Source organism: Corynebacterium sp. HMSC11D10 (assembly GCF_001806995.1).
In the GTDB taxonomy this organism is placed as follows: domain Bacteria; phylum Actinomycetota; class Actinomycetes; order Mycobacteriales; family Mycobacteriaceae; genus Corynebacterium; species Corynebacterium coyleae.
The window spans coordinates 70,689-95,709 of sequence record NZ_KV787039.1 but is presented as its reverse complement, the minus strand read 5'-3'; the positions used below and the strand labels follow the sequence as shown (position 1 = coordinate 95,709).

Here is a 25,021-nt window from a genome sequence, read left to right as displayed (position 1 = left end):
CGCCGAGTTCCAATTTCGTCATTCATCGAATGAGGTACCCGTGATGAAATCCAGGCGACGCGGCAACCCTCGCCCGCGGGAAACAAACCGCGCACCATCGTTAAACGTGAAGAACAGGTCGGTTCCCCTGCTTTCAATTATGATCGTCCCGTGGCTAACCTGCGAGTGACAACTCGAGCACAGTGGAATGAGGTTATCCATGTTGGTCGAGCCACCATGCTCCCATTCTCGGATGTGGTGGATCTCAATAAACCGGCGATGCGAGCACCCAGGCATGGCACATTGATACCCCCACGTTGCTAGCAACGCCTGCACCTGGCCGTCAGTGGCGAACCGCTGTGCACGGCCGACGTTGATGGTCAGCCCATGTTTGTCCATCAAGTGCAACCGCACCACGGCGTTAGCAAGGTAGCTTCGCACATCCTCTGACCGTGCGGCACGGTTTTCGGGCATCCAACAGCCCCCGCCCTGATTCACCATGAGATTGACCTGCACACCGGGGCTACGAAGCGGACTAATCGGGTGAGCCCGCACCATATCCACCATGGCCAGCAACGCTGCGTAAACGTCCTGTTTCTCCGGAGGCCCGTAGCGCGAAACCGTCTTCGCGATGTCTTCGGCGGTGATCTTTGTCCGTTTCCGTGGTTCGCGATCCTGCTCAGAGGCGACAGCATCCTTGGCGTTGGTGGCGTCGTCGATAAGCAGTTGCACCTTTTCAGGATCGTTGAGATCCTCCGGATCGACGTCCTCCAGACCAAAACTGGCCAACTGCGCCATTTTCAGCGCGGTCAGAAGTTTCTGCCCAGCCACGGCGGGAAGACGGGCCTCGAACGCAAGCATGCCATCGTCGCACTCTCTGGCCCGGGCGAAAGGTTCGGTCGGCTCATCGCCTTTCGGCCCGGCACCGGCGAGCACAAGTTTCAGGTCCGAAAACGCCAGAGACAACGCAAGAGCGACAAGCTCCTCTTCGTTTTGCTCGTCTAGAAACTGCAGGAGAAAACGAACCGTCGAATACGGCATCACCCCAGACTCAAACGCCTCGAATAACCGGCGATACCTGCGCAGGCCCCGGGCAACCCGCACATACTCAAAGGCCGTCGGTTCGGGCAGGTTGAGTTCCCTACGCAACCACGTCGCGGTCGACTTCTCCCCATACTGCGACGCGAGATCCTGCTCATCGAACTGCCCGACTGCTTCAAGCATCCGCGCACGATGGTGATTGGCCGAAAGGTGGTTGACCTTAATCCGGTCTTCGAGCACCTCTGCCGACAAATCATTCGTTCGATCAGCCACCCACTGGCTCACTGCAACTGTCATGTTCACACCCCTTGTTTACAAACATTGACACCTTTATATATCGAATAGGTGTGCGAGTCAATAGTTTTCCTCAAATCTACCCAAAGAGGCCATTCCCCCACCTTGGCTGCGCAGCTTTTTCACTATGCCGCTGCATAGTTTGGAGCAGACGGCGGTTCTTTGTTCGAAAAACTATGCCGCTGCATAGTCGACACATTCGTCGCCACGATGTGTCACCATGACATCTGTGAAGATCATCCAAACGTTAATCTCGGTAGCGCTCGCATCCGCGACCACGCTCACTGCGCTCACTGCCTGTTCCGGTGCAGAAGATATCGCCGCCGATGCTCCCGAGACCAAACTGACACCGACTGAGGTCGCCGAATTGTGTCAGAACGCCGCCAGAAACGCGTCCACCGCCGACGGCGTTGCCTACGACGCCCTAACGGTCTATGCACACGAAGTGCCCACCGACGCAATCACAGGACAGACGTTCGACAGCGAGATCTCCGGTTTTCTCAGCAATGACGAATACATCGGTGAATTCACATTCCGCTGCACGATCGACGGCTCCGACGCCCAAGTGAGCAATTTTTATTTCCCTCCCGAGAACTTTCTCGCCCCGCAATCGGAATCCAGCCCCACAAGGCAAGCACAGCGACAGCACGCACAGCCGCAGCAACCACAGGCACAGGCCGTGGACCCGCAACGCATCGACCCACGAAACAACGGCGCGGGAGTAACCGGCAGGGACGACAACCTGGGCATTTACTATCACAACAAACAAGACTGGCTGTTTCTCGAGGCTCCGGGCAAGGTTGTACCTGGCGCGAAGATTTACAACGTGAACAAAAGCTACTGCTCTACTGGTTTTATCGCGTCGCGGGAGAACCGCACATTCATCGTTACTGCCGGGCACTGCGGCGATGTGGGTGACCAGTTTTACGTCAATGACCAATACGGCGGGTCACTGGTTGTGGGCGAGATGGTCGAATCCTTCTACGAGCGCGACAACACGGGCTTTATCGGCACCGACATCGGACTGATTGAGATTTACGACGATGCCAAGCCGTACGTGGATTCCGCACTGCCCGTAAATTCCCGATTGAAGGGCTGGATCACCCCAGCCCAAGCGGGGCAAGGCAACATGACCATTTGCCGTCTCGGTGCCACCACTGGCTACTCCTGCGGCAAATTCGTCGAGGTAGATAGGGCCGGCCAATTCGTGTTTCGCAACATCGCTGACAGAGGCGATTCCGGAGGCGCGATCTTCGCGTTCGACGGCACGGACGCATGGGCACTAGGGGTGACGTCGAACGGCAGCGACTACAACAAGACGCTCACCAGCGGCATGGAAATCGCCGGCGCAATGCAGCACTGGGGCCTCACGCTTCACGGCTAGCCCCTAAAAACACTATGCCGCTGCATAGTGGTCCGGGTCAGGATCCACTATGCAGCGGCATAGTCCGTCAGCGCCTAATTCTTGCGAACGGTGGCGGTCACACCGTCGACAACATCATGGCCTTCGACTGGTTCGGTGACCACATCGAAGGAGGTTGCCAACGTTTCAGCGGCGATGTGCTCTGCGTGACGACGAGCCCACTCCTCCTTCTCAGCCGGCACCGCAAGCACAACCGCAATGCGATCGGAGACCTCAAGGCCCTCACGCTTGCGCGCATCCTGCAGGCCACGGATGACATCGGCGGCCCAGCCTTCAGCCTCGAGTTCCTCAGTGACGTTGGTGTCCAGGACGACGAGGCCGACGGCGGCGTCGGCGTCGACACGCGCAGTGCTCTCCGGGTTCTCGGCGACGAGACGCTCGGTGTAGAGCTCCGGAGTCAGCACGATGTCTCCGTCGACCACCACGTCGTCGCCACGACGCTCATAGTTGCCAGCCTTGACGTTCTTGATCGCGCGCTGGACATCCTTGCCCAGCTTCGGACCAGCAATCTTCGCATTAACGACGACCTCGAACGAACCAGCCGAGTCCACATCCGCGGTGAGCTCAACGTCCTTGACGTTCACTTCGTCGCGAATGGTGGAGCGGAACGGCTCAAGTAGATCAGCCTCTGGCAGAGCAACAGTGAGCTTCGGCAGTGGAAGACGGTTACGCAGCTTGTTCGCCTTGCGTACCGACGACGCCGCCGAACACACCGCACGCGTCGCATCCATCGCAGCGACCAGGTCAGCATCCGCCGGCAGGTTGTCTGTCTTCGGGAAGTCAGTCAGGTGCACGGAACGGCCACCGGTCAGGCCACGCCAGATCACCTCAGAGATGTACGGCAGCAACGGCGCGACGGTACGGGTCACGACTTCAAGCACCGTGTAAAGCGTATTGAACGCCTCCGGGTGGGCCTCCTGGCCTTCCCAGAAACGGTCGCGGGAGCGACGCACGTACCAGTTGGTCAGGGTGTCCGCGAAGCGACGCACCTCATCGCAAGCATCGGCGATGCGCGTGTCGTCGAGAGCCTCGCCCACGGCCTCCACCAAGTCGTGGGTCTTGGCCAGGATGTAACGGTCGAGCACGTTGTCGGAATCCACCGACCACTGAGCGTCCTCAGAGGAGTACAGCTGCAGGAAGGTGTACGCGTTCCAGATCGGCAGCAGCGCCTGGCGCACGCCCTCGCGGATGCCCTGCTCAGTGACGATCAGGTTGCCACCACGCAGGATCGGCGAAGACATCAGGAACCAACGCATCGCGTCGGAACCGTCGCGGTCGAAAACCTCGTTGACGTTCGGGTAGTTGCCCTTGGACTTGGACATCTTCTGGCCGTCGGAACCAAGCACGATGCCGTGGGCGACGACCTTCTTGTACGCCACACGGTCGAACAGCGCGGTAGACAGCACGTGCTGGACGTAGAACCAGCCACGGGTCTGGCCCGAGTACTCGACGATGAAGTCAGCCGGCTGGCGAGCGTCGTGCTCCTCGCGGTTCTCAAACGGGTAGTGGTACTGCGCAAACGGCATAGAGCCGGATTCGAACCAGCAGTCGAGCACGTCCGGCACGCGGCGCATCATGGACTTACCGGTCGGGTCGTCCGGGTTCGGACGCACCAGTTCATCAATGTGCGGACGGTGCAGCGACTTGGGGCGCTCACCGAAGTCACGCTCGAGCTCATCGAGGGAACCGTAGACATCCACGCGCGGGTACTCCGGGTTATCGGATACCCACGCCGGCACCGGGGAGCCCCAGTAGCGGGTACGCGAAATGTTCCAATCGCGAGCGCCTTCGAGCCACTTGCCAAACTGGCCATCGCGGATGTGCGACGGGATCCAGTCGATCTCCTGGTTGAGCTCGACCATGCGGTCGCGGATGTCCGTGACCTTCACAAACCAAGCCGGCAGCGCCATGTAGATCAGTGGCTCGCCGGAGCGCCAGGAGTGCGGGTAAGAGTGGACGATGGTCTGGTCACGCACGACACGGCCCTTGGCGCGCAGGTCGCGGATGATGTCGCGGTTCGCGTCGAAGACCAACTTGCCTTCGTAGTCCGGAACCAGCGAGGTGAACTTGCCGTCGGCGTCGACGGGGATGACCAAATCGATGCCGTAGTCCTGGCAGGTGAACATATCGTCTTCACCGAAGGCGGGCGCCTGGTGGACGACACCGGTGCCGTCCTCGGTGGTGACGTAGTCCGCGTTGAGCACCATGAACGCGTTCTCGTGGTCGCGGAAGTAGTCAAAGACCGGCTCGTACTCCAGGCCCTCGAGCTGGGCGCCGGTGAACGTGGAGATGACCTCGTACTCGCCGAGTTCCTTCGCGTATGCGCCGAGCAGGTTCGTCGCCAAGAGCAATGGCGTATCGACGACACCCTCATCCCCCGGCTTCACCAACGAGTATTCAACCTCCGGGTGAACCGCCAACGCCAAGTTCGACGGCAGCGTCCACGGCGTGGTGGTCCAGGCGATCGCAGCCGCATCGTGCAGTTCAGGGTGCTCAGCCCACGTCTTCTCCGCAGCGTAGCCGGCGCGCCCGCCGGTGAACGGCATGGTGACGGTGACGGTAGGGTCCTGGCGGTCGCGGTAGGAATCGTCGAGACGCGTCTCCTGGTTGGACAACGGCGTGTGCTCTGCCCAGGAGTACGGCAGCACACGGAAGCCCTGGTAGATCAAGCCCTTGTCGTAGAGCTCCTTGAACGCCCACATGACAGATTCCATGTACTCCGGGTCCATGGTCTTGTAGCCGTTCTCAAAATCGACCCAACGAGCCTGGCGGGTGACGTACTCTTCCCACTCGCCGGCATAGTGCATGACGGACTTGGCGCAGTACTCGTTGAATTTCTCCAGACCCATGTCATGGATCTGGGCTTTGTCAGTGATGCCGAGCTGCTTTTCTGCCTCAAGCTCCGCAGGCAGACCGTGGCAGTCCCAGCCGAACACACGCGGCACGTGGAAGCCGGTCATCGTGCGGTAGCGCGGAACGATGTCCTTGACGTAGCCCGTCAGCAGGTGGCCGTAGTGAGGCAGACCGTTAGCAAACGGCGGGCCGTCATTGAACACGTATTCTTCGCTGCCTTCACGCTGCTCAAGCGATGCCTGGAACGTTTCATCCTTGTTCCAGTAGTCGAGCACAGCGCGTTCCATCTCGGGAAACTTGTCGCTGCCTCCGGTCATATCGACCTTGGGGTAGACGTTGCCAACCATGACACTCCTCCACACACAATCTGCAGGGACGCATGTGCTGCGCGGTACCACCCTGCTTGGGGCGAAAGCCCCCACTTCATTTGTGGTGAAGGAAGTGACGTCTTCCCATTTAACGTCCGGTTCTAATAAGCGTAATGCCGTTCTTCCGGAATGCTCCCCGGTGATAGCCGGATCAAAGCGTTACGCCCGGAAGTGTAGCACTCCCGGGCGTTGAGGTTTTACTTCTCGTTCGGCGCCGTAGTTGAGCGGGCCTCGAGTTCCTCGAGCTGGGACTCAAGCAGCGTCTTCAGGCGAGTACGGTACTCGCGCTCGAAGGTGCGCAGCTCCGCAATGCGGTTCTCCAGCGCAGTCTGCTGCTGCTTCACCGTGTTCATAATCTCGGTGTGCTTGCGCTCTGCGTCTGCCTTGAGCTTGTTGGCCTTCTCCTCCGCCTGGCGGATCTGGGCCTCGGCGCGGGAAGCGGCCTCGCCAGTGGTCTCCTCGGCCTTCTTCTGGGCCTCGGCGACGAGCAGCTTGGCGCGAGTCTCCGCCTCCTGCAGCTGAGACTGGGAGCGGGTCTGAGCGTCCTGCAGTTGCTTCTTGGACTTCGCCTCAGCCTCGGCCACCTCACGCTCTGCAGCGCTGCGTGCGTCTGCCAGCATGGAGGTTGCCTCTGCCTGGGCATCGCTGGTCAGACGGTCTGCCATCTCCTGTGCAAGGCCGAGCACCTTGGCAGCCTGGATGTGCGAATCCTGGGAAGGCTCTGCCTTCTGCGGGGCGGTGTTGACCGCCTTGGACACGCCTTCAGCCGGACGCTTCGCAGCCTGTGCGCGAGCTTCCTCAGCCTGCTTGCGGGCTGCTGCCGCATCTTCCTTGGCAGCCTTAGCCTCAGCCTCAGCCTTGTCCTTGGCTTCCTTCGCGGAACGCAGCTGTGCCTCGTAGTCAGCGCGGATCTTCTGCTCCACCTCGCGGCGGATTGCAGCCTCGTCTGCGGAAGAACCGGCTGCTGCCGGTGCCGCTACGCCAGCGCCACCCTCTTCGAGTCGTGCGCGGAGCTCTTCGTTTTCATCCTGGAGCTGTGCAAGCGCGTCTTCAACCAGGTCGAGGAACTGATCAACTTCGTCCTCGTTGTAGCCCCGCTTGCCAATCGGGGGCTTGCTGAAAGCGACATTGTGCACGTCAGCTGGCGTCAACGGCATTTGCGTTCCCTTCATGTTCTTGTAACGGACCCGCGTCTGCGGGTCGCGAATGCGCCCCACGTTACGGGAACGTACTTAATTTGTCTGCTGAATTGTAACTGTTTCGTCTACACAACGCACATGACAGCGCGCTAATGCAGTGCCGGAACGATCATCGTCGCCCGGATAACCATCTGGAGCAGGGAAAGTGCCAGGAAAAGCACGATCACGCTCACATCGAGCCCTACTCCCCCGTTCAACCTCAACGGGGGGATGAGCTTGCGCAATGCAAACACTGGAGGGTCGGTGATCTTGAACAGTGGTTCCGCCACCATGATGAACCAGTGTGGCGGGTCGAAGTGCTTCGAGAAGGCCTGAATCATCTCAATGATGATGCGCACGACGACAAATAGCGAGTAGATGCCGATGACGGCGTAGAGAATTGCTCCGATAAGTGCCACGCGTTCACACCCTACAGGTTCGCTAGCGCAGGCCTGCAGAGCGCTTCAGCGCATCTTTGTCCACGTTGGCGTTTTCCGGGACGATGGCAAACAGGCGCTTGCGAGTGTCCTCACCACGGGACAGGTTGTGCATGCTGCCGCGCAGGCCGAAGCACAGGCCAGCAGCAAAGTCGACGATGCGCTTCGCGTCGGCGGTATCCAGGTCGGTCAGATCCATAACCACTGCGTCGCCATCGCGGAACGGCTCGCCGATCTCCTTGGCATCGTTGTAATTACGCGGAGACACGTTGACGATGCGCGGGGTCGGACGGTAGCTGGCGCGTGTCGACGACACCTCGCGGGGGTCACGCTCATAACGCGACGGACGCTCAGCACGGTCGTATGCGCTCGCACCAGTTGCCGAAGACGTCTCGGAGTAGCGCGAATCCTCAAAGTAGGCGTCGTCCTCGTTGTTCTCGATCGGACCGAGGCCGAAGAATTCTTTTGCGCTGCCAAAGAAGGACATAGTGGGGCTCCTTGGGGGTGGTTTTGCGATGAAGGTCAGCCTACGGGGCGGGGCCCAAGCAGCGCTGTTCCGACACGCACGAGATCGGATCCGCACGCGATTGCTGTCTCAAAGTCCCCGCTCATACCGGCCGACAAGATGAGGTCGCGGCCGAGGTGGGCGGAGGTGTCGTCGACAAGCGCACGTGCCCTGCGGAACACCGTCTCGGGGTCGGAGTCCAGCGGGGGCACGACCATGAAACCGTCGAGGCGAAGATGCTCGGAATTTTCGACTGCCTCGATGATTTCCGGCACGTCGTCGTAGGAGGCGCCGCCACGGGCGGTATCGCCGTCGTCGGAAAGCTGGATCAGGCACGGCAGGGTGTCCGTGGTGCGGTCGCCGCGCTCGAGGGCAAGCGCCATGCCACGGTCAAGGCCGTGGGCGAGTTTGACCGAGTCGAGCGAGTGGACCTGAGCCGCCCAACGCGCGACGGCGTTAGCTTTCTTGGACTGGATCTGGCCGATCATGGCGATCTGGCACCGCCCATCCAGAGCTTCAGCCTTCGCGCGGGCCTCCTGCTCGCGGTTCTCACCGACGAGGGTGATGCCTGCCTCGGCGAGTTCAATAATGCGCTCAACGGGGTGGAATTTGGTCACGGGCAAGAGTTGCACGCTGCCTTCCGGGCGGCCGGCGGCGCGCTCGGCGTCGTGAATCTGCTGGGTTACTTTTTCGAGGTTATGCATCTGGCATCCAAATCACGCCGGCTTGACGTCCGGTGACGCCCTCGCGGCGATGAGAGAAGAAATCGGTATCGGTGATGGTATCGCGCGGATCTGCGTCGATGTGGGTCACGCCCATGCTCATCAGTTGGTGCACAAGCCCGGCACGGACGTCGATGCCCGCGGTCCCCTGCTTGGTGGTTGTGCGCGAGCCGGGCAAATGCTTTTCGACGTCCGCAGCCATCTCGGCAGGCACCTCATAGGACTCACCTGCCGCCGCCGGCCCGAGCAGCACCTGGATACGCTCCGGGGCTGCGCCAAGCGCCACCATCTCCTCGACGGTGCGGCGCACAATGCCGTTGCGCGCTCCCATACGGCCCGCGTGGGCTGCGGCGATCACACCTGCGCTGTGGTCGGACAGCAGCACGGGGGTGCAGTCCGCAACCAGCACGCACAGTGCGAGGTTTTTCTCGCGAGTCACGATCGCGTCAGTGGCCGCAACCGGCTCATCCGCAGGCCCGTCGACCACGGTGACGGTGTTGGTGTGGAGTTGTTCCATCCACACGAAACGCTTGGCGGGAAGGCCCAAGATGTCGGCGAGACGCTGACGGTTCGCGGCGACGTCGGCTGGGTCGTCGCCAACATGCGTTCCCAGGTTGAACGCATCGTACGGAGAACGCGAAACCCCGCCAGCACGGGATGTAAACACCATGCGGACGGGGCGGTTGGAAAGATCTGGCATGCCAGCCAGTCTAACTAGCGCATGAAATCAGGCACATCCAAGTCGTCGAAGCCGCCGCCGAACTCCTCGTCGCGGCGCGGACGGGAGTCCTCACGGTCCGTAAACAGGCCACGGTTTGGCTCGTAGCGGTGACGAGCCTGGTAGCTCTCCGACGGCTGCTCGGTGCGGGTCTCGGTCCGGGTCTCAGTGCGTGGCTCGGCCGGCTTCTCCGGCTGGGACTCGAGCTCCTCGGCTGGAGCGACGACGCTTGCCTGCGGGGCGTCCTCGGCAGGGCGGGCGTTGGCCTTCTCGTCGAAGCCGGTGGCGATGATGGTCACTCGGACCTCGTCGCCCAGGTTGTCGTCGATAATCGTGCCGAAGATGATGTTCGCATCGTCGTCGGCCTTCTCCTCCACGATGGAAGCAGCGTTGTTAACTTCCATCAGGCCGAGGTCGGAGCCACCAGCAACGGAGATGAGCACGCCCTTGGCGCCCTCCATGGTGGTCTCCAGCAGCGGGGAGTTGATGGCCTGCTCGGTCGCGGTCATCACACGGTTCTCGCCGCGCGCAGAGCCGACGCCCATGAGCGCGGAGCCAGCGTCAGCCATAACGGAGCGCACGTCCGCAAAGTCGACGTTGATCATGCCCGGGATGGTGATCAGATTGGTAATACCCTGAACACCGTTGTAGAGCACCTCGTCAGCCGCGCGGAACGCTTCCATCATGGAGAGCTCCGCGTCTCCTAGCTGCAGGAGGCGGTCGTTCGGGATCACGATGACGGTGTCGCAAACTTCCTTCAGGTTCTCAATGCCAGCCAGCGCCTGGCGGGTACGGCGCTTGCCCTCAAAGGTGAACGGGCGGGTCACAACACCAATAGTCAGTGCGCCCATCTTCTTTGCAATACCTGCGACGACCGGGGCCGCACCAGTACCGGTGCCGCCGCCTTCGCCTGCGGTAACGAAGACCATGTCGGAGCCCTTCAGGGACTCCTCAATCTCCTGCTTGTGGTCCTCGGCGGAAGTGCGGCCAACCTCGGGGTTCGCGCCTGCGCCCAGCCCACGGGTGGCTTCTCGACCAATGTCGAGCTTGGTGTCGGCATCGGTAAACAGCAGCGCCTGCGAGTCAGTGTTGATGGCGACGAATTCGACGCCCTTCAACCCCTCCTCAATCATTCGGTTCACAGCGTTGACGCCGCCCCCGCCGACACCGACGACGCGGATCATGGCGAGGTAGTTGGCGGGAGAAGTCATAGCGTAAGTCTCGCCTTTCAAAACTCGGGTGTTCAGTTGCGTCCCATCATGTTTGAAAGCGAAGCATTTTTTGTGTTCTCCCCCGGCGTGTCACAACCCTAAACCTGTACTTTAGGGTTGTGACCTGGGGTTTTAGCGCGAGGTCACCAACTCGGGGTTAGAAATATTGAACTCGTGGCCTTCCAACTGGAGCACGGTTTCGAGCGCCAGCGCCTTATTCGCATTGTCGGTTGCAGCTCCCCACTGGACTACGCGGTCGTCGTCAAGCACGAGCGTGTAGGTGTAGTCACCGTTGGCTTTGAGCGCGCGGACGCGAGGCCGGGCAACATCGCTAATCGACGACGCCACCTCCACCGCCTGCGCAAACCGCTCCTGGGCCACCCCCTGGATCTCCACAGCGCCTGCGGGCGGCGCCGCAACGATGAAATCGCGGCCCTCCCGGTCGATCAGGTGCGGCTGGCCATCAATGTCCACCCACGCCACCGGATCATGCTCTGTGATCTCCACACTGACACCGTTCGGCCACGCGCGCGACACTGTTGCGGAATCCACCCAGGGGTTTGCGGCAACATTCTCGGCGGCTCGGCGCGGCTTCACCTTGCCTATCGGCGTGCCGTAATCAATCCCGGTGAGGTTGCGTACTTCCTCCTCGGGCAGGTTCACGGACCCCTCGACGGCAATATCGTTCACGCTCATCAGCGGCGTGAACGGCACGGCCGCGCACACAGCCACAACAATGGCCACCGTTGCTGCGATCGCACCGTACGGGATCTTCCGGTGCTTCGGCTGCTCCTCAGTTGAGTCAGGCATGGGAACTTTCGTGGACATTACTTGCCCGCCAACGCATCCAGGATCTCGTCTGCCAGCATGGTCACACTGCCCGCCCCCATCGTGAGCACCAAGTCACCCGGCTCGGTCACGGACGCAACGGTTGCAGGAGCAGCAGAGAAGTCCGGTTCAAGGTGCACCGGGATGGTCATTTCGTCGCTAATAATGCGCGAGGTCACACCCTCAACCGGGGTTTCACGGGCACCGTAGATATCTAACAGCACGCACTCGTCTGCCAGCGACAATGCCTTAGCAAACTCGCTGGAGAACTCCTGGGTGCGCGAGTACAGGTGTGGCTGGAAGCACACGACCACACGCGCACCGTTGCCTTCTGCTTCCACTTTGTCGCGGGCCGCGGTAAGCACCGCCTCCACCTCGGTCGGGTGGTGGGCGTAGTCGTCGTATACGCGGGTCTCGCCGACGCTGCCCTTGTACTCGAAGCGACGGCGCACGCCAGTGAACTCGCTGAGCCCCTGGGCAAGCTTCTCCGGATTCGCTCCGACCAGCACCCCGCCAAGCAAGGCCGCTGCAGAGTTAAGCACCATGTGGCGGCCCGGGATGGCCAAACTGTAGGTGACCTCGCCGGAGACATCAGGCGTGCGCAGACGCACCCCGACGGCGGTGTGCTCACCTTCCTGACGCTCTTCGGTAATCACCGCCGCTGCCGGCATGCTCGGGTGGCGCTTTGCGGCTTCTTCAGTGCCGTATCCGTAAACCGTCAGACCACGCTCGATTGCGCGCTCACCGCAAGCTGCGGCGTGTTCGTCATCTAGGCACACCACGATGTTCTTCGCAATGTCCGCAAAATCATCGAACACCTTGAAATACGCCTCACGCGTGCCGTAGAAGTCCAGGTGATCCGGCTCAATGTTCGTAATCACGGCGACATCTGGGGAGTAACGCAACAGCGACGCGTCCGACTCGTCGGCCTCCGCGACAAAAACCTCGCCCTGGCCGTGATGAGCGTTCGTGCCAGCACGGTTGAGTTGCCCGCCGATCGCGAACGACGGGTCTTTCCCTGCTGCTTGCAACGCCACGACCGCCATCGACGTCGTCGAAGTCTTGCCGTGCGTGCCAGCGAGCAACAGCTGAGTACGGCCCTCCATCAACTCGGCCAGCAGGTCCGAGCGGCGCAGCAGCGGAACACCCTCCCGCTTGGCGCGGACGAGTTCGGGGTTGTCCTGCGGGATAGCAGCAAAGCTCGTCACCACCGCGGTGGGAAGCTCACCAGAGAGCTCCAGGTGGGCCTCGTCGTGGCCAAGCGCCACCTTCGCGCCCTTGGCCTTCAGTGCGCGAACCGGACGAGAGTCCTTCGCGTCAGAGCCAGTCACGGTTGCGCCTCGGTCCAACAAGATATGCGCCACGCCCGACATGCCAGCACCGCCGATGCCAATGAGGTGCACGCGTGAGAGATCCGTCATCAGTTTTCCTTTCCAGCCGCATCAGCAATGCGGCGCGCGAGGTCCTCGGCAACATTGCCGGCACCGGATTGAGCAATAGCGTGGCGCATCTCGGCGCGCACGTCGTCGTTATTCAACAAAGGCAGCAGCTTCTCGACGAGTACGTCGCCGGTCAGCTCCGCGTCGTCGATACGCAATGCCGCCCCTGTGGCCACCAAGTGTGCAGAGTTCAACCCCTGCTCACCGTTACCGTGCGGCAGCGGGATGTAAATCGCAGGCACACCGGCCGCAGAGTTCTCCGCAACCGTCATCGCCCCCGAGCGGCACACCACCACATCTGCGACCGCATAGGCCGCCTCCATGTCGTCGATGTACGGCACAGCCGTATAGCCATCGTGGGGTGCAGGTGCGTCGTTCTTGCGCCCGTAGGCGTGCAGCACCTGGTGGCCGGCAGCGGTGATGCGCTCCACTGCATCGGCGAGCGCCGTGTTGATGCTCACCGCACCCTGGGAACCACCAGTGACGAGGACAGTCGTCTTCTCCGGATCCAGCCCCCACGTGCGTAGGCCACGCTCACGCTTTGCCCCATCCGGGTCGACCCCGACACCGGGACGCACCGGAATGCCGACGACGTCGCCGGCCATCCCCGAGTTCGCCACCGCATTCAGGCCAACGCCACCGAGCTTGACCCCAAGCTTGTTCGCCATCCCCGCAAGCGCGTTTGTTTCCAGCACGAAAAACGGCAGCCGCAGCGACTTCGCCGCCAAGTATGCCGGCGCCGACACATACCCTCCGGTACCGAGCACCACCTGAGCACCCGAAGATTTCATCGCTTGCTTCGCCTGATTCACGGAACGAAGCAACTTCGCCGGCACCGTGGCCAGCTTCCACGGCTTCTTGCGCGGGATGGGAACCGGGTCAATCAACGCCAGCTCGAACCCGCGGGCGGGAACGATTGTGGTTTCCAAACCACGCTCGGTGCCTAACGCAACGACGTTCGCGCCAAACTGATCGCGCAACACCTCCCCCACGGCAAGCGCTGGCTCAATATGGCCTGCGGTGCCGCCGCCTGCCAAGACGACGTTGAGTTCACTCATGTAATCCTCCTGCTATCTACGCACGCGGCGCGGCCCACCAGTGGCTTGACGCACCGGCGCCGTCGGGCGGTGATTGCGCTGTACCTGCTCACGTGGGTGCTGGCGAGGCTGGCGTTGCTGTGTGATCGGACGGGGCTCCTGGACGCCAAGCATGCGGTCGAACACTGGGCGGCCGTAGTTCTGCATCGCGGAAATCGCATCCGGCTCGTGGCGAGCCACGTTTGCCAACACACCCATCGCCCCCAGGGTGATCACAGCCGAGGTACCGCCAGCAGAGAGCATCGGCAGCTGAATGCCGGTCACCGGCAGCAGACCGATGACGTAGCCGATGTTGACAAACGCCTGCGAAACAACCGCTGCCGTCAGCGCCGCCGCCATCAGCGTCTGGTACTGCGACTGCGCACGCCGAGCGGTACGGAAACCGAAAAAGCCGAGCAAGGCGAACAGGGAAATAACCAAGGTGCCGCCCCACAAGCCGAGCTCTTCGCCGATGATCGCGAAAATAAAGTCGTTGCGTGCCTCAGGCAGGTAGAACCACTTCGCGCGGGACTGGCCAAGACCGACACCGAAAATGTGACCGTCTGCGAGCGACAAAAAGCCTTGGTGGGACTGGAACGCAATACCTTGCGTGTCATCGAAGTGGCCGCGCAGTGCGTCGAAGTACACGTGGAAACGCGCAGAGCGGAAACCTCCGGACAAGAACGCCACAATCAGTGAGAACGCGCCACCAATTCCCAGGTAAACGATTGCCTTCTTTGGCACACCCGCGAAGATCAGGATGAAGGCGACCACAACCGCGAACGACAAAGCCATACCCATGTCGCCCTGTGCGGCAATCAGCGCGACACAGATTGCAGCCACGATAAAGAACGCGAGGAAACCGTTGTTGGCCTGGAACAAACGTTGCGGATTTCTGTGTTCGAGCACCTTCGCGCCCCACATCGCGATAGCCACACGGGCCACCTCCGATGGCTGCAGGCGCAGCGGGCCCAGCACAATCCACGACTGGGAACCTACCTCTTCGCGGCCGGTGCCCAAGGGCGTGAGCACCAAGATCAGCAAAATAACGGAAGCGGCCATCAGGACAGCGGAGAAGCTGCGCAGCCGCTCAGGCGGCGTTTTCAGCGCCACCCAAAACGCGATCAGGCCACCGATGACCATGACGGTTTGGCGGATGGCCACGCCCCAGACGCTCTCGGAATCTGCGAACGACGTCGCCATTGACGACGACATCACCATCACCACACCAAGACCTGCAAGCACCAGGACAATGCTGCGGATCATGGTGTAGTCGATGAGCGGCCGGGAATCCAGAAACTCCTCGAATTTGCGCACCTTAAGTGCCAATTTTGAGGTTGGCTCGGTCGATCGCGGGGCACGCCGCGTTGTCCCCTGTTGCACCGCCATGCAGCTGCCCTTTCATTCGAGAAGTCTCAACGTGAAGTTGAGCTTACTTGTTATCCGGGCTCCAGTGTCGCATCGCTGCCGCTGCGAAGGCGTCGCCACGCGCTGACATACCCGAAAACATATCCAAGCTCGCAGCCGCCGGCGCCAACAGCACCGTATCGCCCGGCTGCGCCTGGGTCGCCGCCCACGCAACAACCTCATCCATGGCTTGTTCCGGATCCGTGGAGTCAGAGACAAACACCGGAACGTCCGGGGCGGCCGCGTTGACAGACGCGCGGATGAGCTCACGATCCACACCGAGCAGAGCAACGGCGCGGAACTGATCAGCGTGTGCTTTGACGACACCGTCGACGGCAGCGCCTTTGAGCTGTCCTCCCGCAACCCACACCACCGTGCCCGCACCGGTGAGCGCAGAATCCGCCGCGTGCGGGTTCGTGGCCTTGGAGTTATCCACCCAATCCACACCGCCGCCGGAGTGCACCACCGCCCCACGGTGACCGGCCACGCGGTACTTCTCCAGCGCCCGCTGGATGTGATGCGGCTTCGCCCCCTGGGTCAACGCCACCGCAGCGGCCGCGAGTGCGTCAAGCAGACCGGCGGCTCCGGCGGGCTCGATGCCGTCGGCACTTGCAACGTCGATAGTTTCGCCGCCGAGTTTGGCCACGATCCTGCCGCCCGAAACACCGACCTGGTTGTCGCCAGGCTCTTGAAGTGTGAACCCGATGATGTCGTCGCGACCAGTCTGCTCAGCTAAACGACGAACCTCCGCATCGTCGATACCTGCAACCGCATGCGTTGCTTGCAATACCTTCGCCTTCGACGCGGCGTATTCCGCAAACGAGCCGTGCCAGTCAATGTGGTCTTCAGCCAGGTTCAGCAGCACGCCAGCATCCGGCACGAGCTCGGAGGACCAGTGCAGCTGGAAGCTGGACAGTTCGGCAACGAGGACATCGACGTGTTCGTCGAGAAGCAGCACCTCTCCGACCGCGGTGCCGATGTTGCCGCAGGCACGTGCGATACGGCCGGAGTCGGCGCCGACTTCGGTCATCATCGCCGCCAGCATGCCCGTAGTCGTGGTTTTGCCGTTGGTGCCCGTGACGACGAGCCACGTCCGCGGTGCGCCAAACACGCCGGCGCGGTCAAGGCGGAAGCACAGTTCAACATCGCCGATGACGTCGATGCCGGCGGCGGTGGCGTCGACAAGCAACGGCGTATCAGGTCGCCACCCGGGCGAGGTGACCACAAGGCCAGTGTCAGCGAAGCGCTCGCGCGCTTCAGCGCTGGAACACACCGCGAAGCCTTTTGCGGTAGCGGCTGCGCGCCCATCCGGGTTGTCGTCGACAACCGTGCAATTCGCACCCGCCTTCGTCAGCAAGTGCGCTGCGCCGAGACCAGAAACACCAGCACCGGCGACTAAAACATGATCTGGCAGCGTCACAGGCCCGCTCCGTTCAGCGAGAGCCACTCACCATAAAACGCGGCGAGGCCAAGCATGACCGACATCCCGGAGATGATCCAGAAACGCACCACTACGGCAGTCTCTGGCCAGCCGCCGTTTTCAAAGTGGTGGTGGAACGGCGCCATGCGGAACACACGCTTGCCGGTGGTCTTGAAGGACGCAACCTGAATCACCACGGAGGCGGCCTCCAGGACGAACAACGCGCCGATGACAACCATCAGCAACTCGGTGCGCGAAGCAACCGACAGGCCCGCAACAAGGCCACCGAGTGCCAGCGAGCCAGTATCCCCCATAAAGATCTTCGCGGGTGCGGCGTTCCACCACAGGAAACCCACGCAGGCGCCAAAACCGGCCGCCGCGAGGATAGCCAGGTCCAACGGGTCGCGCACCGAGTAACAGCCAGCGGTCGCGACAGCGTCACAAGAGTTACGGAACTGCCAGAACGTAATGCCCGAGTAGGCAGCCATCACAAGTGCCGTCGTACCAGCGGCCAACCCGTCGAGACCGTCAGTCAGGTTCACTGCATTCGACCACGCGGCCAGCAGGATGTAGATGAACACCAGGAAGATGATGGTGCCCACCACACCCCCGCCGATGGCGAGGTTGATCGTGTCGATGTCGCGCACGAACGACAAGAACGTCGAGCCAGGTGTCAGACCGTTCTCGTCCGGGAACTGCAAGATAAGCAGCCCGAAGGCGATCGAAATGACAAACTGCGCCACAAGCTTCGCTGTCTTATTGAGGCCAAGGTTGCGGTGCATGAACAACTTAATGCCATCATCGGCAAAACCTACGAGGCCGAGCGACAGCGTAAGCCCCAGCACGATCAGGCCCGAGGCAGTAAACGCCGTGTGGCCCGTAGCCAACGCTGAGAGACTGCCGCCGACGTAGCCAAGCGCGATTGCTAACAAAATAGCGATGCCGCCCATTGTTGGCGTGCCACGCTTGCGGGCGTGCGACTTCGGGCCGTCCTCGCGGATCTCCTGCCCCATCTCGCGGCGATGGAAATATCTAATGAGCAGCGGGGTCACAAAAATCGAGACCAGGAAACTAAGAATCCCGGCGCAAATGACTTGAACCATGAAGTGTTACCTCGCTGCTGTTTCGTTATTCATGTTGAACTATCTAAGCGTATGCCCTTGCAGTAGCGCCTCGGCCACTGCCCACAGTCGCGCAACGTTTGATGCTTTTACCAGCACGACATCGCGGTCGGTGCGCGACTGCCAGTCGTCGATACCCGCTGGCGGCATAGCCAACAGTTCGCGCACTACCTCGCTGGCTTCGGCAGCATCGGCGACGCTGCTGGTGCGGATGCCGAATTGCTCAGCACGCTCGGCCAGCGCTTCCATCGACGCATTATTCCCGACAGTGATGAGGTCGGTGACGCTGTAGCGCGCCAACTCATCGGCAAGCGCCGCGTGCTCGTGTTCCGCACCGGCGCCAAGTTCGCCCATCTCCCCCAGCACCGCAAGAGAGCGCACACCTGGGCGCGCCGCGGCGGTGTAACCCAACGCGGCAATGGCAGCCCGCATCGATTCAGGGTTGGCGTTGTAGGCATCGTTGATCACGGTCACGCCATCGGCGCGGGTGTTGACGTCCATGCGGTTGACCGACACGGAGTGCGCATCAGACAACGCCTGCGCGACAGTTGCGGCATCCATGCCCGATTCAATGCCGACTGCAGCTGCAGCCAGCGCATTGCCCACCTGGTGGGCACCGAACACGTTGAGAGTTACGCGCTGCGGATCACCCTTCGGGGTGTGCATGATAAACGACGCACGCGCCACCGCATCCAGTTCCACATCGGTGGCGTAGTAATCCGCTGCCGTATTGCCGTTGGCGGAAAAGCGCACCACGCGTGCCTTCGTCCGCGGAGCCATCGCGTTGACCAGGTCGTCGTCGGCGTTGAGCACCGCGATGCCATCGGCAGGCAGCGCCTCAACGAGTTCGCCCTTGGCCTGCGCGATGTTCTCGCGGGAGCCGAACTCCCCCAGGTGCGCCGAACCCACGTTAAGCACCACACCGATCTGCGGTGGTGCAATCGTGGCCAAATGCGCAATATGCCCGATACCGCGCGCCGACATCTCCGCGACCAGGAACTTCGTCTCCTCCGTGCAGCGCAGCACCGTGTACGGGTGGCCGATCTCGTTATTAAACGACCCCGGAGGAGCCACCGTCTCGCCCGCACGCTGCAGGACCGCCGCGATCAGGTCCTTCGTCGAGGTCTTGCCGGCAGAACCAGTCACGCCGATGATCCGCAACCCGTGGTTCTCCGTCAGTTCGCGGGCCACATAGGTGGCCAACTTTGACATCCCATCCACAACGCCTGCTGCGGAGCCAGTTGGATCGTTGACCGCCAGGTCCGAGTTGTCGTCGGCACTGGGCGGTCGCTTCTCGACGACCACAGCCGGCCGACCGACCTCCCTCGTGGTCAACGACGCCGTGGCACCCGCCGCAGCCGCCTTACCCACAAAATCGTGGCCATCCACGTTCGCGCCCGGAAACGCGACAAACAACCCCCCTGGACCGATCTTGCGGGAATCGAACTCCACAAACCCGGTCACCGAGTTGTCCGGATCAGCCTCCGGGCTCAAGTGTCCTCCGGTGATCTCCGCGATCTGGCGAAGCGTCAGTGCAATCATGCGTTCCTCTTCTCTCGGCGGGCGCGAAGTGCGCGCCGCATCTCTTCGCGGTCATCAAAATGGTGCTTGGTGTCGCCGATGATCTGTCCAACCTCGTGGCCTTTACCCACGACAATGATGGCATCGCCGGGCTTTGCCCACTCGACGAGCGCGTCGATCGCCCTCGCGCGGGAGCCTGCCTCGATGATCTCGTCTGCCGTTTCTGCGTCGCGTGCGCCTTGCAGCACCGCTGCGCGGATCGCTGCCGGGTCTTCGGTGCGCGGGTTGTCATCAGTCACCACAACAAAGTCTGCGCCCTTCGCTGCTTCCGCTCCCATGAGCGGGCGTTTCGAGGAATCTCTGTCACCACCAGCGCCGATCGCCACACCAATCCGGCCATCGACCTGTCCACGCAGCGTCTGAAGCACTGCTGCGACAGCGGCCGGCTTGTGGGCGTAATCCACAACAGCTACAAAATCCTGGCCTTCATCAATTCGCTCCATGCGCCCCGGCACCGCCGCCTGCTCTAGGCCTGCGACAAACGCTGCTACATCGACACCAACCTGCGCCGCAAGCGTGGTGGCAAGGGCGGCATTGGCGACGTTAAACGCACCCGGCATCGGCAGAGCAAACTCCACCTGACGCTCTGGAGTGTGAAGTCGAATGTGCTGGGTTCCGGTGTCGTCGATACGCAATAGCTCCGCAGTGACATCTGCATGCTCACCACGGGTTGCCACCGTCACCGGGTGCTCCGCGCGCGCGGCCATCTTCTGACCCCAAGAATCGTCGACACAGATCACGCTGCGCTTCGCGTGGAGGTCGCTCGACGGGTCAAAGAACAAGGCTTTCGCCTCGAAGTAGTCCTCCATCGTCGGGTGGAAATCAAGGTGATCCTGCGACAGATTGGTAAAACCAGCGACGTCGAACTGGGCACCCGTGACGCGCCCAAGCATGAGCGCGTGGGAGGACACCTCCATCACCACATGCGTAACGCCCTCGTCGCGCATACGGGCAAACAGTGCCTGCAACGTCGGCGCCTCAGGCGTGGTCAACTCGGTGGCCACATCGCGGCCCATGATCTTCGTGCCCGTCGTACCAATCAGGCCGACCTTGCAACCAGCCTGTGTCAGTCCACGCTCCAGCATGTACGTCGTGGTGGTCTTGCCCGACGTGCCAGTCACGCCCAGCAGTGTGAAATCCTTCGACGGATGCCCGTACACCTCCGCGGCAACATGGCCAAGAATCGCGCGCACATTATCGACGACCAACACCGGCCGGCGATCCGACGTCTGCTGGATGATCGCAAGACCTTCTTCGTCAGTCAGAATCGCACCTGCGGCCGAATCGAACGCGTACGACGCGCCATGCACCCGCGTGCCAGGCAGCGCAGCAAACAAGCCACCGGGCTCCACGTTTTGGGAATCAAGACCAATAAACGACACCTCAAACGGTGCCTGCGGCGCATTGACGATGCGTGCCCCCGCAATCTCAGCGAGGGATGTCAGCGTGGGCGCTGAGGACATGATAATTCCTTCCTTTCAGGGCCGTTACTGGGCTTGCAGAACAAACGGTTCCGCGGGCGGGCTCGGCGGGATATTTTCCTTATCCAACATCCAGCTCGCAATCTGACGGAACACCGGCGCCGCAGACTGGCCACCGGCACCGCCGTCGAGTACACCGCGCTGCGGCTCGTCCAGCATGACCGCCACAACAAATCTCGGATCGTTCGCCGGGGCAATACCCGCAAACGTAATCCAATACTGGCTCTGTGAGTATGCGCCCGTTTCCGGGTTCACCTTCTGTGCAGTACCTGTCTTGCCAGAGAACTGGTAGCCCTCCAGCGCATTTCCTTGTGCAGTACCCGACTGGTTGCCGGTCGGGTCTTCTTGGAATGCGGCACGGAACATATCCACCGTTGTACGCGCCGCCTCCTTGCTCACCACTTGGTTGCGCTGCGGCTCATCCTGCGGGATATCTTGCCCGTCCGGTCCGACGATGCGCTCGATGATGCGTGGCTGGATGCGCTCGCCGTCGTTGGCCAACGCCTGGTACACACTCGCCATCTGCAGCGCAGTCCAGCTCATGCCCTGACCGATTGGCAGGTTGGCAAAGGTACCGCCCGACCACTGTTCAAGCACCGGCAGCAGACCCGGCGACTCATTGGGCAACTCAATGCCGGTCGGAGCACCGACACCGAAACGGTTGAGGTAATCCCAGTAACGCTCCTCGCCGAGGCGCTGCGCCAACTGCAATGTGCCCACGTTGGAGGACTTACCGAAGATGCCTGCGGTGGTGTACGGCAGAACATCGTGCTGCCAGGCGTCGCTCACTGTCACACCGGCCATGTCGATCGAGCCCGGCACCTGGTGCACCTCGAACGGGTCAGTCACCCCCTGATCGATTGAAGCCGCTGCAGCGATGACCTTTGCCACCGAGCCTGGCTCGAACGGGTGCGAGATCGCTGGGTTTTCAAAATCCTTACCCTGCTTGATCTGCTTTTCAATATCCCCGTTCGGGTTGATGGTGTCTGTATTTGCCATCGCCAACACCTCACCCGTGTGAGCGTCAAGGACGACAGCCTCAGCCGACTTTGCCAAAGAGTTTGCCTTTGCCTGCTCAAGCACTTGCTGCACATACGTCTGCAGGTCGAGGTCCACCGTGAGCTCAATGCGCGCACCAGGTACCGCTGGCACCACATCGCGCAGGGAGCCCGGAATGGACTGCCCACCTCCCGAGACGTCCTCGGTCGAGCGGCCGTCGATACCGGTAAGCACCGCATCGCTAGAGGCCTCAAGGCCGAACTGACCGTGCCCGTCCATGGAAACCTTGCCAATGATGTTCTCCCCCACAGCACCGTTCGGGTACTGGCGGATGTCCTGCTGGTCAGCAGCCACACCGTGGAACTTCGCCGCCACCTTCGCAGCGACATCCGGGTCAACGTTGCGCACTAAAACTTCGTACGACGTGTCGGCGTGGAGCTTGTCCAAAATCTCCTTGGCACTGACACTGCCCACAGTGCGCAACTGCTCTGTGTCTGTACCCGTAGGCTGTGGATCAGTTTCGCCACCGATCATGTCGGGGATCTCATTCGCCATTGTGCGCAGCACGTCTTCAACGCGGGCGTCGAGCTGCGCGTCGATATCTGCCTTGGGGACGCCGTCGATACGCATCTGCAGCTCTTGCTGCTGTCGCAGTTCCTCACGCAACTGCTTCGGCGAGACCGTCAACGACCTTGCCTGCATCGTGTACGCCAACTGCTTGCCGTCACGGTCCACGATCTCACCGCGACGTGCTGGCTCAACATACTCGCGCTGGCGTTGCACCTTGGCAACTTCACGCAACTCGCCGCCGATGATCACTTGGACCCAAAACAGGCGTGCGATCAGCAAGGCTGCGACGCTGAGGAACACAAGCGTCAAAAGGAATACACGGTGGTTGGTGATGTGACGCTGACTCTTCCGTGGCGCCGGACGCTTCCGGGGTGTGCCCGTGGATGTCACGTGCCCTCCTCACCTACCAAAACTGCTCATTGACTCGTTTATCATGCCCCGCACAAATGCGAAACGAGGTTGCGCCACACGCCTGCGGCACAACCCCCACCGTTAACGTCTATTCGCCGGCGGGCACATTTGCCTGATACGGCGCCACGTTGGCAACCTGCGGTGCTTGCTGCGGACGAGGCGGAGCTTGATTGCCACCTGGAACCTGAGTCAGCGCATCCGCCAGCTCGCGGGTTGCACGGTCATCACTGCTTGCACGGCCCTGACGCAACGCTTCGCCGTTAACGTCGACAATCTTGGCAACCTTTTCTGGGTTGAAAGGCCGGCGCTCTTCAGCACGACCATCTTCCATGACCTCCACTAGGCCAGGTTCTCCAGCGACCACCATGCCTGCGCCTGCAGCGCGCTGTGCGATCTCCGCAGCAGAACGACGATCCTCTAAGTCACGGTTGAGCGACTCGACCTCGTTGGCAAGTTCACGCTCCTTCGACTGCAGCTGCTGGATGGTGAAGGTTTGTGTCGTGGCCACGCCGGACAGCAGCATCGCTATAGCAATACCGATCACCAGCAGAGGCACCGCAAGTGCGGACACTGCGGAAAAACGCGACGGCGCCGCGACCGTGCCAACCCGACGCCCACGCACAGACACAACCTGCTGCGAGCCGAGGCGCCCCCGCCCTCGGGAGTGCGGCACATGCGGCTTCACACCCGGCATCGTGCGACGACGTGCCGGAGCGCTTGTACGGCTGGTGCGGGCACTGCCATCGCGCGTCAGCGTCATCGCGCGGGAGCCACCTCGTGTGTCTCGTGCTGCCATGGTGTCCGTCCTCAGATGGTTGTGTGTTGTACGTGGTTTGTTGTGGGTTATGTGGTTGTCGTTGAGTGCTTAAGCTTCTCGACGCCGCGCACCCTCACCGGTGCTGCACGCGAGTTGCGCTCAATCTCTTCCTGCGGAGCCTTTTCCGCCCCGCGGGTGATGAGTTTGAACGTTGGCTCGGTGCCCGGCAGATCCATCGGAAGTCCCGCCGGCGTCTTTGAAGCTGTCAGTTCAGCGAAGGCAGATTTGACGATCTTGTCCTCGAGCGACTGGTAACTCATGAACACTGCTCGCCCGCCGACGCCGAGCAAATCCGTAATCACCGGAACCACTCGCTCGACAGCCTCAAGCTCGCGGTTGACCTCAATCCGCAGCGCCTGGAAGGTGCGCTTCGCCGGGTGACCGCCAGTACGTCGCGTGGCGGCCGGGATGGTGCTGTACAGCAGTTCCACGAGCCGGTCCGCACGGTCAAACGGCGCACGCTCGCGCTCCTTCAGCACAGCCGACGCAATCTTGCCTGCGAAACGTTCATCGCCGTAGGACTTCAGAATCCTCGCCAGGTCTCCGTGCGAGTACGTGTTAAGTACCTCGGCCGCAGTGATGCCGGTGGTCGGATCCATGCGCATATCCAGCGGTGCGTCACCGCGGTAGGAAAAGCCACGCTCCTCCTGATCCAACTGCATCGATGAAACACCGAGGTCGAACAGCGCACCAGCCACACCGTGCTGCCTCACAAGGTCGAAGGTCTCGCCCTCCCCCGATGCGATCTCGTCGCCGATGTAGTCGAACCGGCATTGCACCGGAGTGAAACGCTCACCGAACTGAGCCAGGCGCTCAGTCGCCTGCTGCAGCGCATTCGGGTCGCGATCCACACCGATCACGCGCGCTTGCGGAAATACGTTGAGAAAGTATTCGGTGTGGCCACCAGCGCCAAGAGTTCCATCGACAATGACGGCGTTGGCGCCGAACGCCTCTACAGCTGGGGCCAGGAGTTCGGCCATGCGGTCGCGCATGACCGGCACATGCCCATGAGGGTCTGCAGCGTGTGTGCGGTACACCATCCGGGCTCACCCCTCGCGGTCAGTTAGTCGTCGGCTCCTTCTAAGCCGGGGAGTATGTAGAGCCCTGTCCGGGCCGGCTGTTCTGATGTCGGGGAAGTACAC

The 25,021-nt window shown here is 61.7% G+C and carries 20 protein-coding genes; 1 reads left to right on the top strand and 19 read right to left on the bottom strand.

Annotated features, from left to right (window positions below):
• Nucleotides 1-18: 18 nt before the first annotated feature.
• On the bottom strand, nt 19-1,317 hold the full coding sequence (locus HMPREF3120_RS03745; RefSeq protein ID WP_070450900.1) for an HNH endonuclease signature motif containing protein: 1,299 nt from the start codon (nt 1,315-1,317) through the stop codon (nt 19-21).
• A 217-nt stretch (nt 1,318-1,534) separates the two neighbouring features.
• Here HMPREF3120_RS03745 and HMPREF3120_RS03740 point away from each other — a divergent pair, with 217 nt between their 5' ends.
• Nucleotides 1,535-2,698 carry a S1 family peptidase gene (locus HMPREF3120_RS03740; protein WP_070450898.1) on the top strand — a complete coding sequence of 388 codons (1,164 nt, stop codon included), beginning with the start codon at nt 1,535-1,537 and terminating at the stop codon, nt 2,696-2,698.
• Between the two features lie 74 nt (nt 2,699-2,772).
• Here the strand turns inward: HMPREF3120_RS03740 and ileS are convergent, their stop codons facing one another.
• The 18 genes from ileS to rsmH all read right to left on the bottom strand — a co-directional run bounded on the left by ileS (nt 2,773) and on the right by rsmH (nt 24,919).
• Nucleotides 2,773-5,937 (bottom strand): isoleucine--tRNA ligase, encoded by a 3,165-nt coding sequence (gene ileS / locus HMPREF3120_RS03735; RefSeq protein WP_070450896.1) that lies wholly within the window; start codon nt 5,935-5,937, stop codon nt 2,773-2,775.
• A gap of 218 nt (nt 5,938-6,155) precedes the next feature.
• Nucleotides 6,156-7,115 (bottom strand): DivIVA domain-containing protein, encoded by a 960-nt coding sequence (locus HMPREF3120_RS03730; RefSeq protein ID WP_070450894.1) that lies wholly within the window; start codon nt 7,113-7,115, stop codon nt 6,156-6,158.
• A gap of 131 nt (nt 7,116-7,246) precedes the next feature.
• Nucleotides 7,247-7,555, bottom strand: coding sequence for a YggT family protein (locus tag HMPREF3120_RS03725; RefSeq protein WP_070450893.1), 309 nt, complete (start codon nt 7,553-7,555; stop codon nt 7,247-7,249).
• 22 nt (nt 7,556-7,577) lie between these two features.
• Nucleotides 7,578-8,060, bottom strand: a complete 483-nt coding sequence (locus HMPREF3120_RS03720) for a cell division protein SepF (protein WP_070450890.1) — start codon at nt 8,058-8,060, stop codon at nt 7,578-7,580.
• Nucleotides 8,061-8,095: 35 nt separating this feature from the next.
• Nucleotides 8,096-8,782, bottom strand: coding sequence for a YggS family pyridoxal phosphate-dependent enzyme (locus tag HMPREF3120_RS03715; RefSeq protein ID WP_070450888.1), 687 nt, complete (start codon nt 8,780-8,782; stop codon nt 8,096-8,098).
• Nucleotides 8,775-9,500 carry a peptidoglycan editing factor PgeF gene (pgeF, locus tag HMPREF3120_RS03710; RefSeq protein WP_070450887.1) on the bottom strand — a complete coding sequence of 242 codons (726 nt, stop codon included), beginning with the start codon at nt 9,498-9,500 and terminating at the stop codon, nt 8,775-8,777. Before pgeF ends, HMPREF3120_RS03715 begins: the two co-directional genes overlap by 8 nt.
• 14 nt (nt 9,501-9,514) lie before the next feature.
• The gene (ftsZ, locus tag HMPREF3120_RS03705) at nt 9,515-10,729 is read right to left on the bottom strand and encodes a cell division protein FtsZ (RefSeq protein WP_070450884.1); all 1,215 of its coding nucleotides are present in this window, start codon (nt 10,727-10,729) and stop codon (nt 9,515-9,517) included.
• Nucleotides 10,730-10,861: 132 nt separating this feature from the next.
• Nucleotides 10,862-11,539 (bottom strand): cell division protein FtsQ/DivIB, encoded by a 678-nt coding sequence (locus tag HMPREF3120_RS03700; protein WP_070422196.1) that lies wholly within the window; start codon nt 11,537-11,539, stop codon nt 10,862-10,864.
• Between the two features lie 17 nt (nt 11,540-11,556).
• A complete protein-coding gene (gene murC / locus HMPREF3120_RS03695; RefSeq protein WP_070450882.1) occupies nt 11,557-12,978 on the bottom strand; it encodes a UDP-N-acetylmuramate--L-alanine ligase in 1,422 nt (473 codons plus the stop codon).
• Nucleotides 12,978-14,054, bottom strand: a complete 1,077-nt coding sequence (locus HMPREF3120_RS03690; RefSeq protein ID WP_070450879.1) for a UDP-N-acetylglucosamine--N-acetylmuramyl-(pentapeptide) pyrophosphoryl-undecaprenol N-acetylglucosamine transferase — start codon at nt 14,052-14,054, stop codon at nt 12,978-12,980. The genes murC and HMPREF3120_RS03690 overlap by 1 nt, the downstream gene beginning before the upstream one ends.
• Nucleotides 14,055-14,066: 12 nt before the next feature.
• Nucleotides 14,067-15,461, bottom strand: coding sequence for an FtsW/RodA/SpoVE family cell cycle protein (locus HMPREF3120_RS03685; RefSeq protein ID WP_070450878.1), 1,395 nt, complete (start codon nt 15,459-15,461; stop codon nt 14,067-14,069).
• A gap of 43 nt (nt 15,462-15,504) precedes the next feature.
• On the bottom strand, nt 15,505-16,899 hold the full coding sequence (gene murD, locus HMPREF3120_RS03680) for a UDP-N-acetylmuramoyl-L-alanine--D-glutamate ligase (RefSeq protein WP_246815407.1): 1,395 nt from the start codon (nt 16,897-16,899) through the stop codon (nt 15,505-15,507).
• Nucleotides 16,896-18,002, bottom strand: a complete 1,107-nt coding sequence (gene mraY / locus HMPREF3120_RS03675) for a phospho-N-acetylmuramoyl-pentapeptide-transferase (protein WP_070450875.1) — start codon at nt 18,000-18,002, stop codon at nt 16,896-16,898. Before mraY ends, murD begins: the two co-directional genes overlap by 4 nt.
• A gap of 39 nt (nt 18,003-18,041) precedes the next feature.
• Complete coding sequence (gene murF / locus HMPREF3120_RS03670) at nt 18,042-19,562, bottom strand: UDP-N-acetylmuramoyl-tripeptide--D-alanyl-D-alanine ligase (protein ID WP_070450873.1); 1,521 nt, start codon at nt 19,560-19,562, stop codon at nt 18,042-18,044.
• Complete coding sequence (locus HMPREF3120_RS03665; protein WP_070450872.1) at nt 19,559-21,064, bottom strand: UDP-N-acetylmuramoyl-L-alanyl-D-glutamate--2,6-diaminopimelate ligase; 1,506 nt, start codon at nt 21,062-21,064, stop codon at nt 19,559-19,561. The genes murF and HMPREF3120_RS03665 overlap by 4 nt, the downstream gene beginning before the upstream one ends.
• A 24-nt stretch (nt 21,065-21,088) precedes the next feature.
• Entirely contained in the window at nt 21,089-23,041 is a 1,953-nt protein-coding gene (locus HMPREF3120_RS03660) for a peptidoglycan D,D-transpeptidase FtsI family protein (protein ID WP_083284761.1), read from the bottom strand.
• Between the two features lie 109 nt (nt 23,042-23,150).
• Nucleotides 23,151-23,858: a cell division protein FtsL gene (locus tag HMPREF3120_RS03655; RefSeq protein WP_141739360.1), complete on the bottom strand. Its 708-nt coding sequence runs from the start codon at nt 23,856-23,858 to the stop codon at nt 23,151-23,153.
• A gap of 47 nt (nt 23,859-23,905) precedes the next feature.
• On the bottom strand, nt 23,906-24,919 hold the full coding sequence (gene rsmH, locus HMPREF3120_RS03650; RefSeq protein WP_070422187.1) for a 16S rRNA (cytosine(1402)-N(4))-methyltransferase RsmH: 1,014 nt from the start codon (nt 24,917-24,919) through the stop codon (nt 23,906-23,908).
• Between the last annotated feature and the right edge of the window lie 102 nt (nt 24,920-25,021).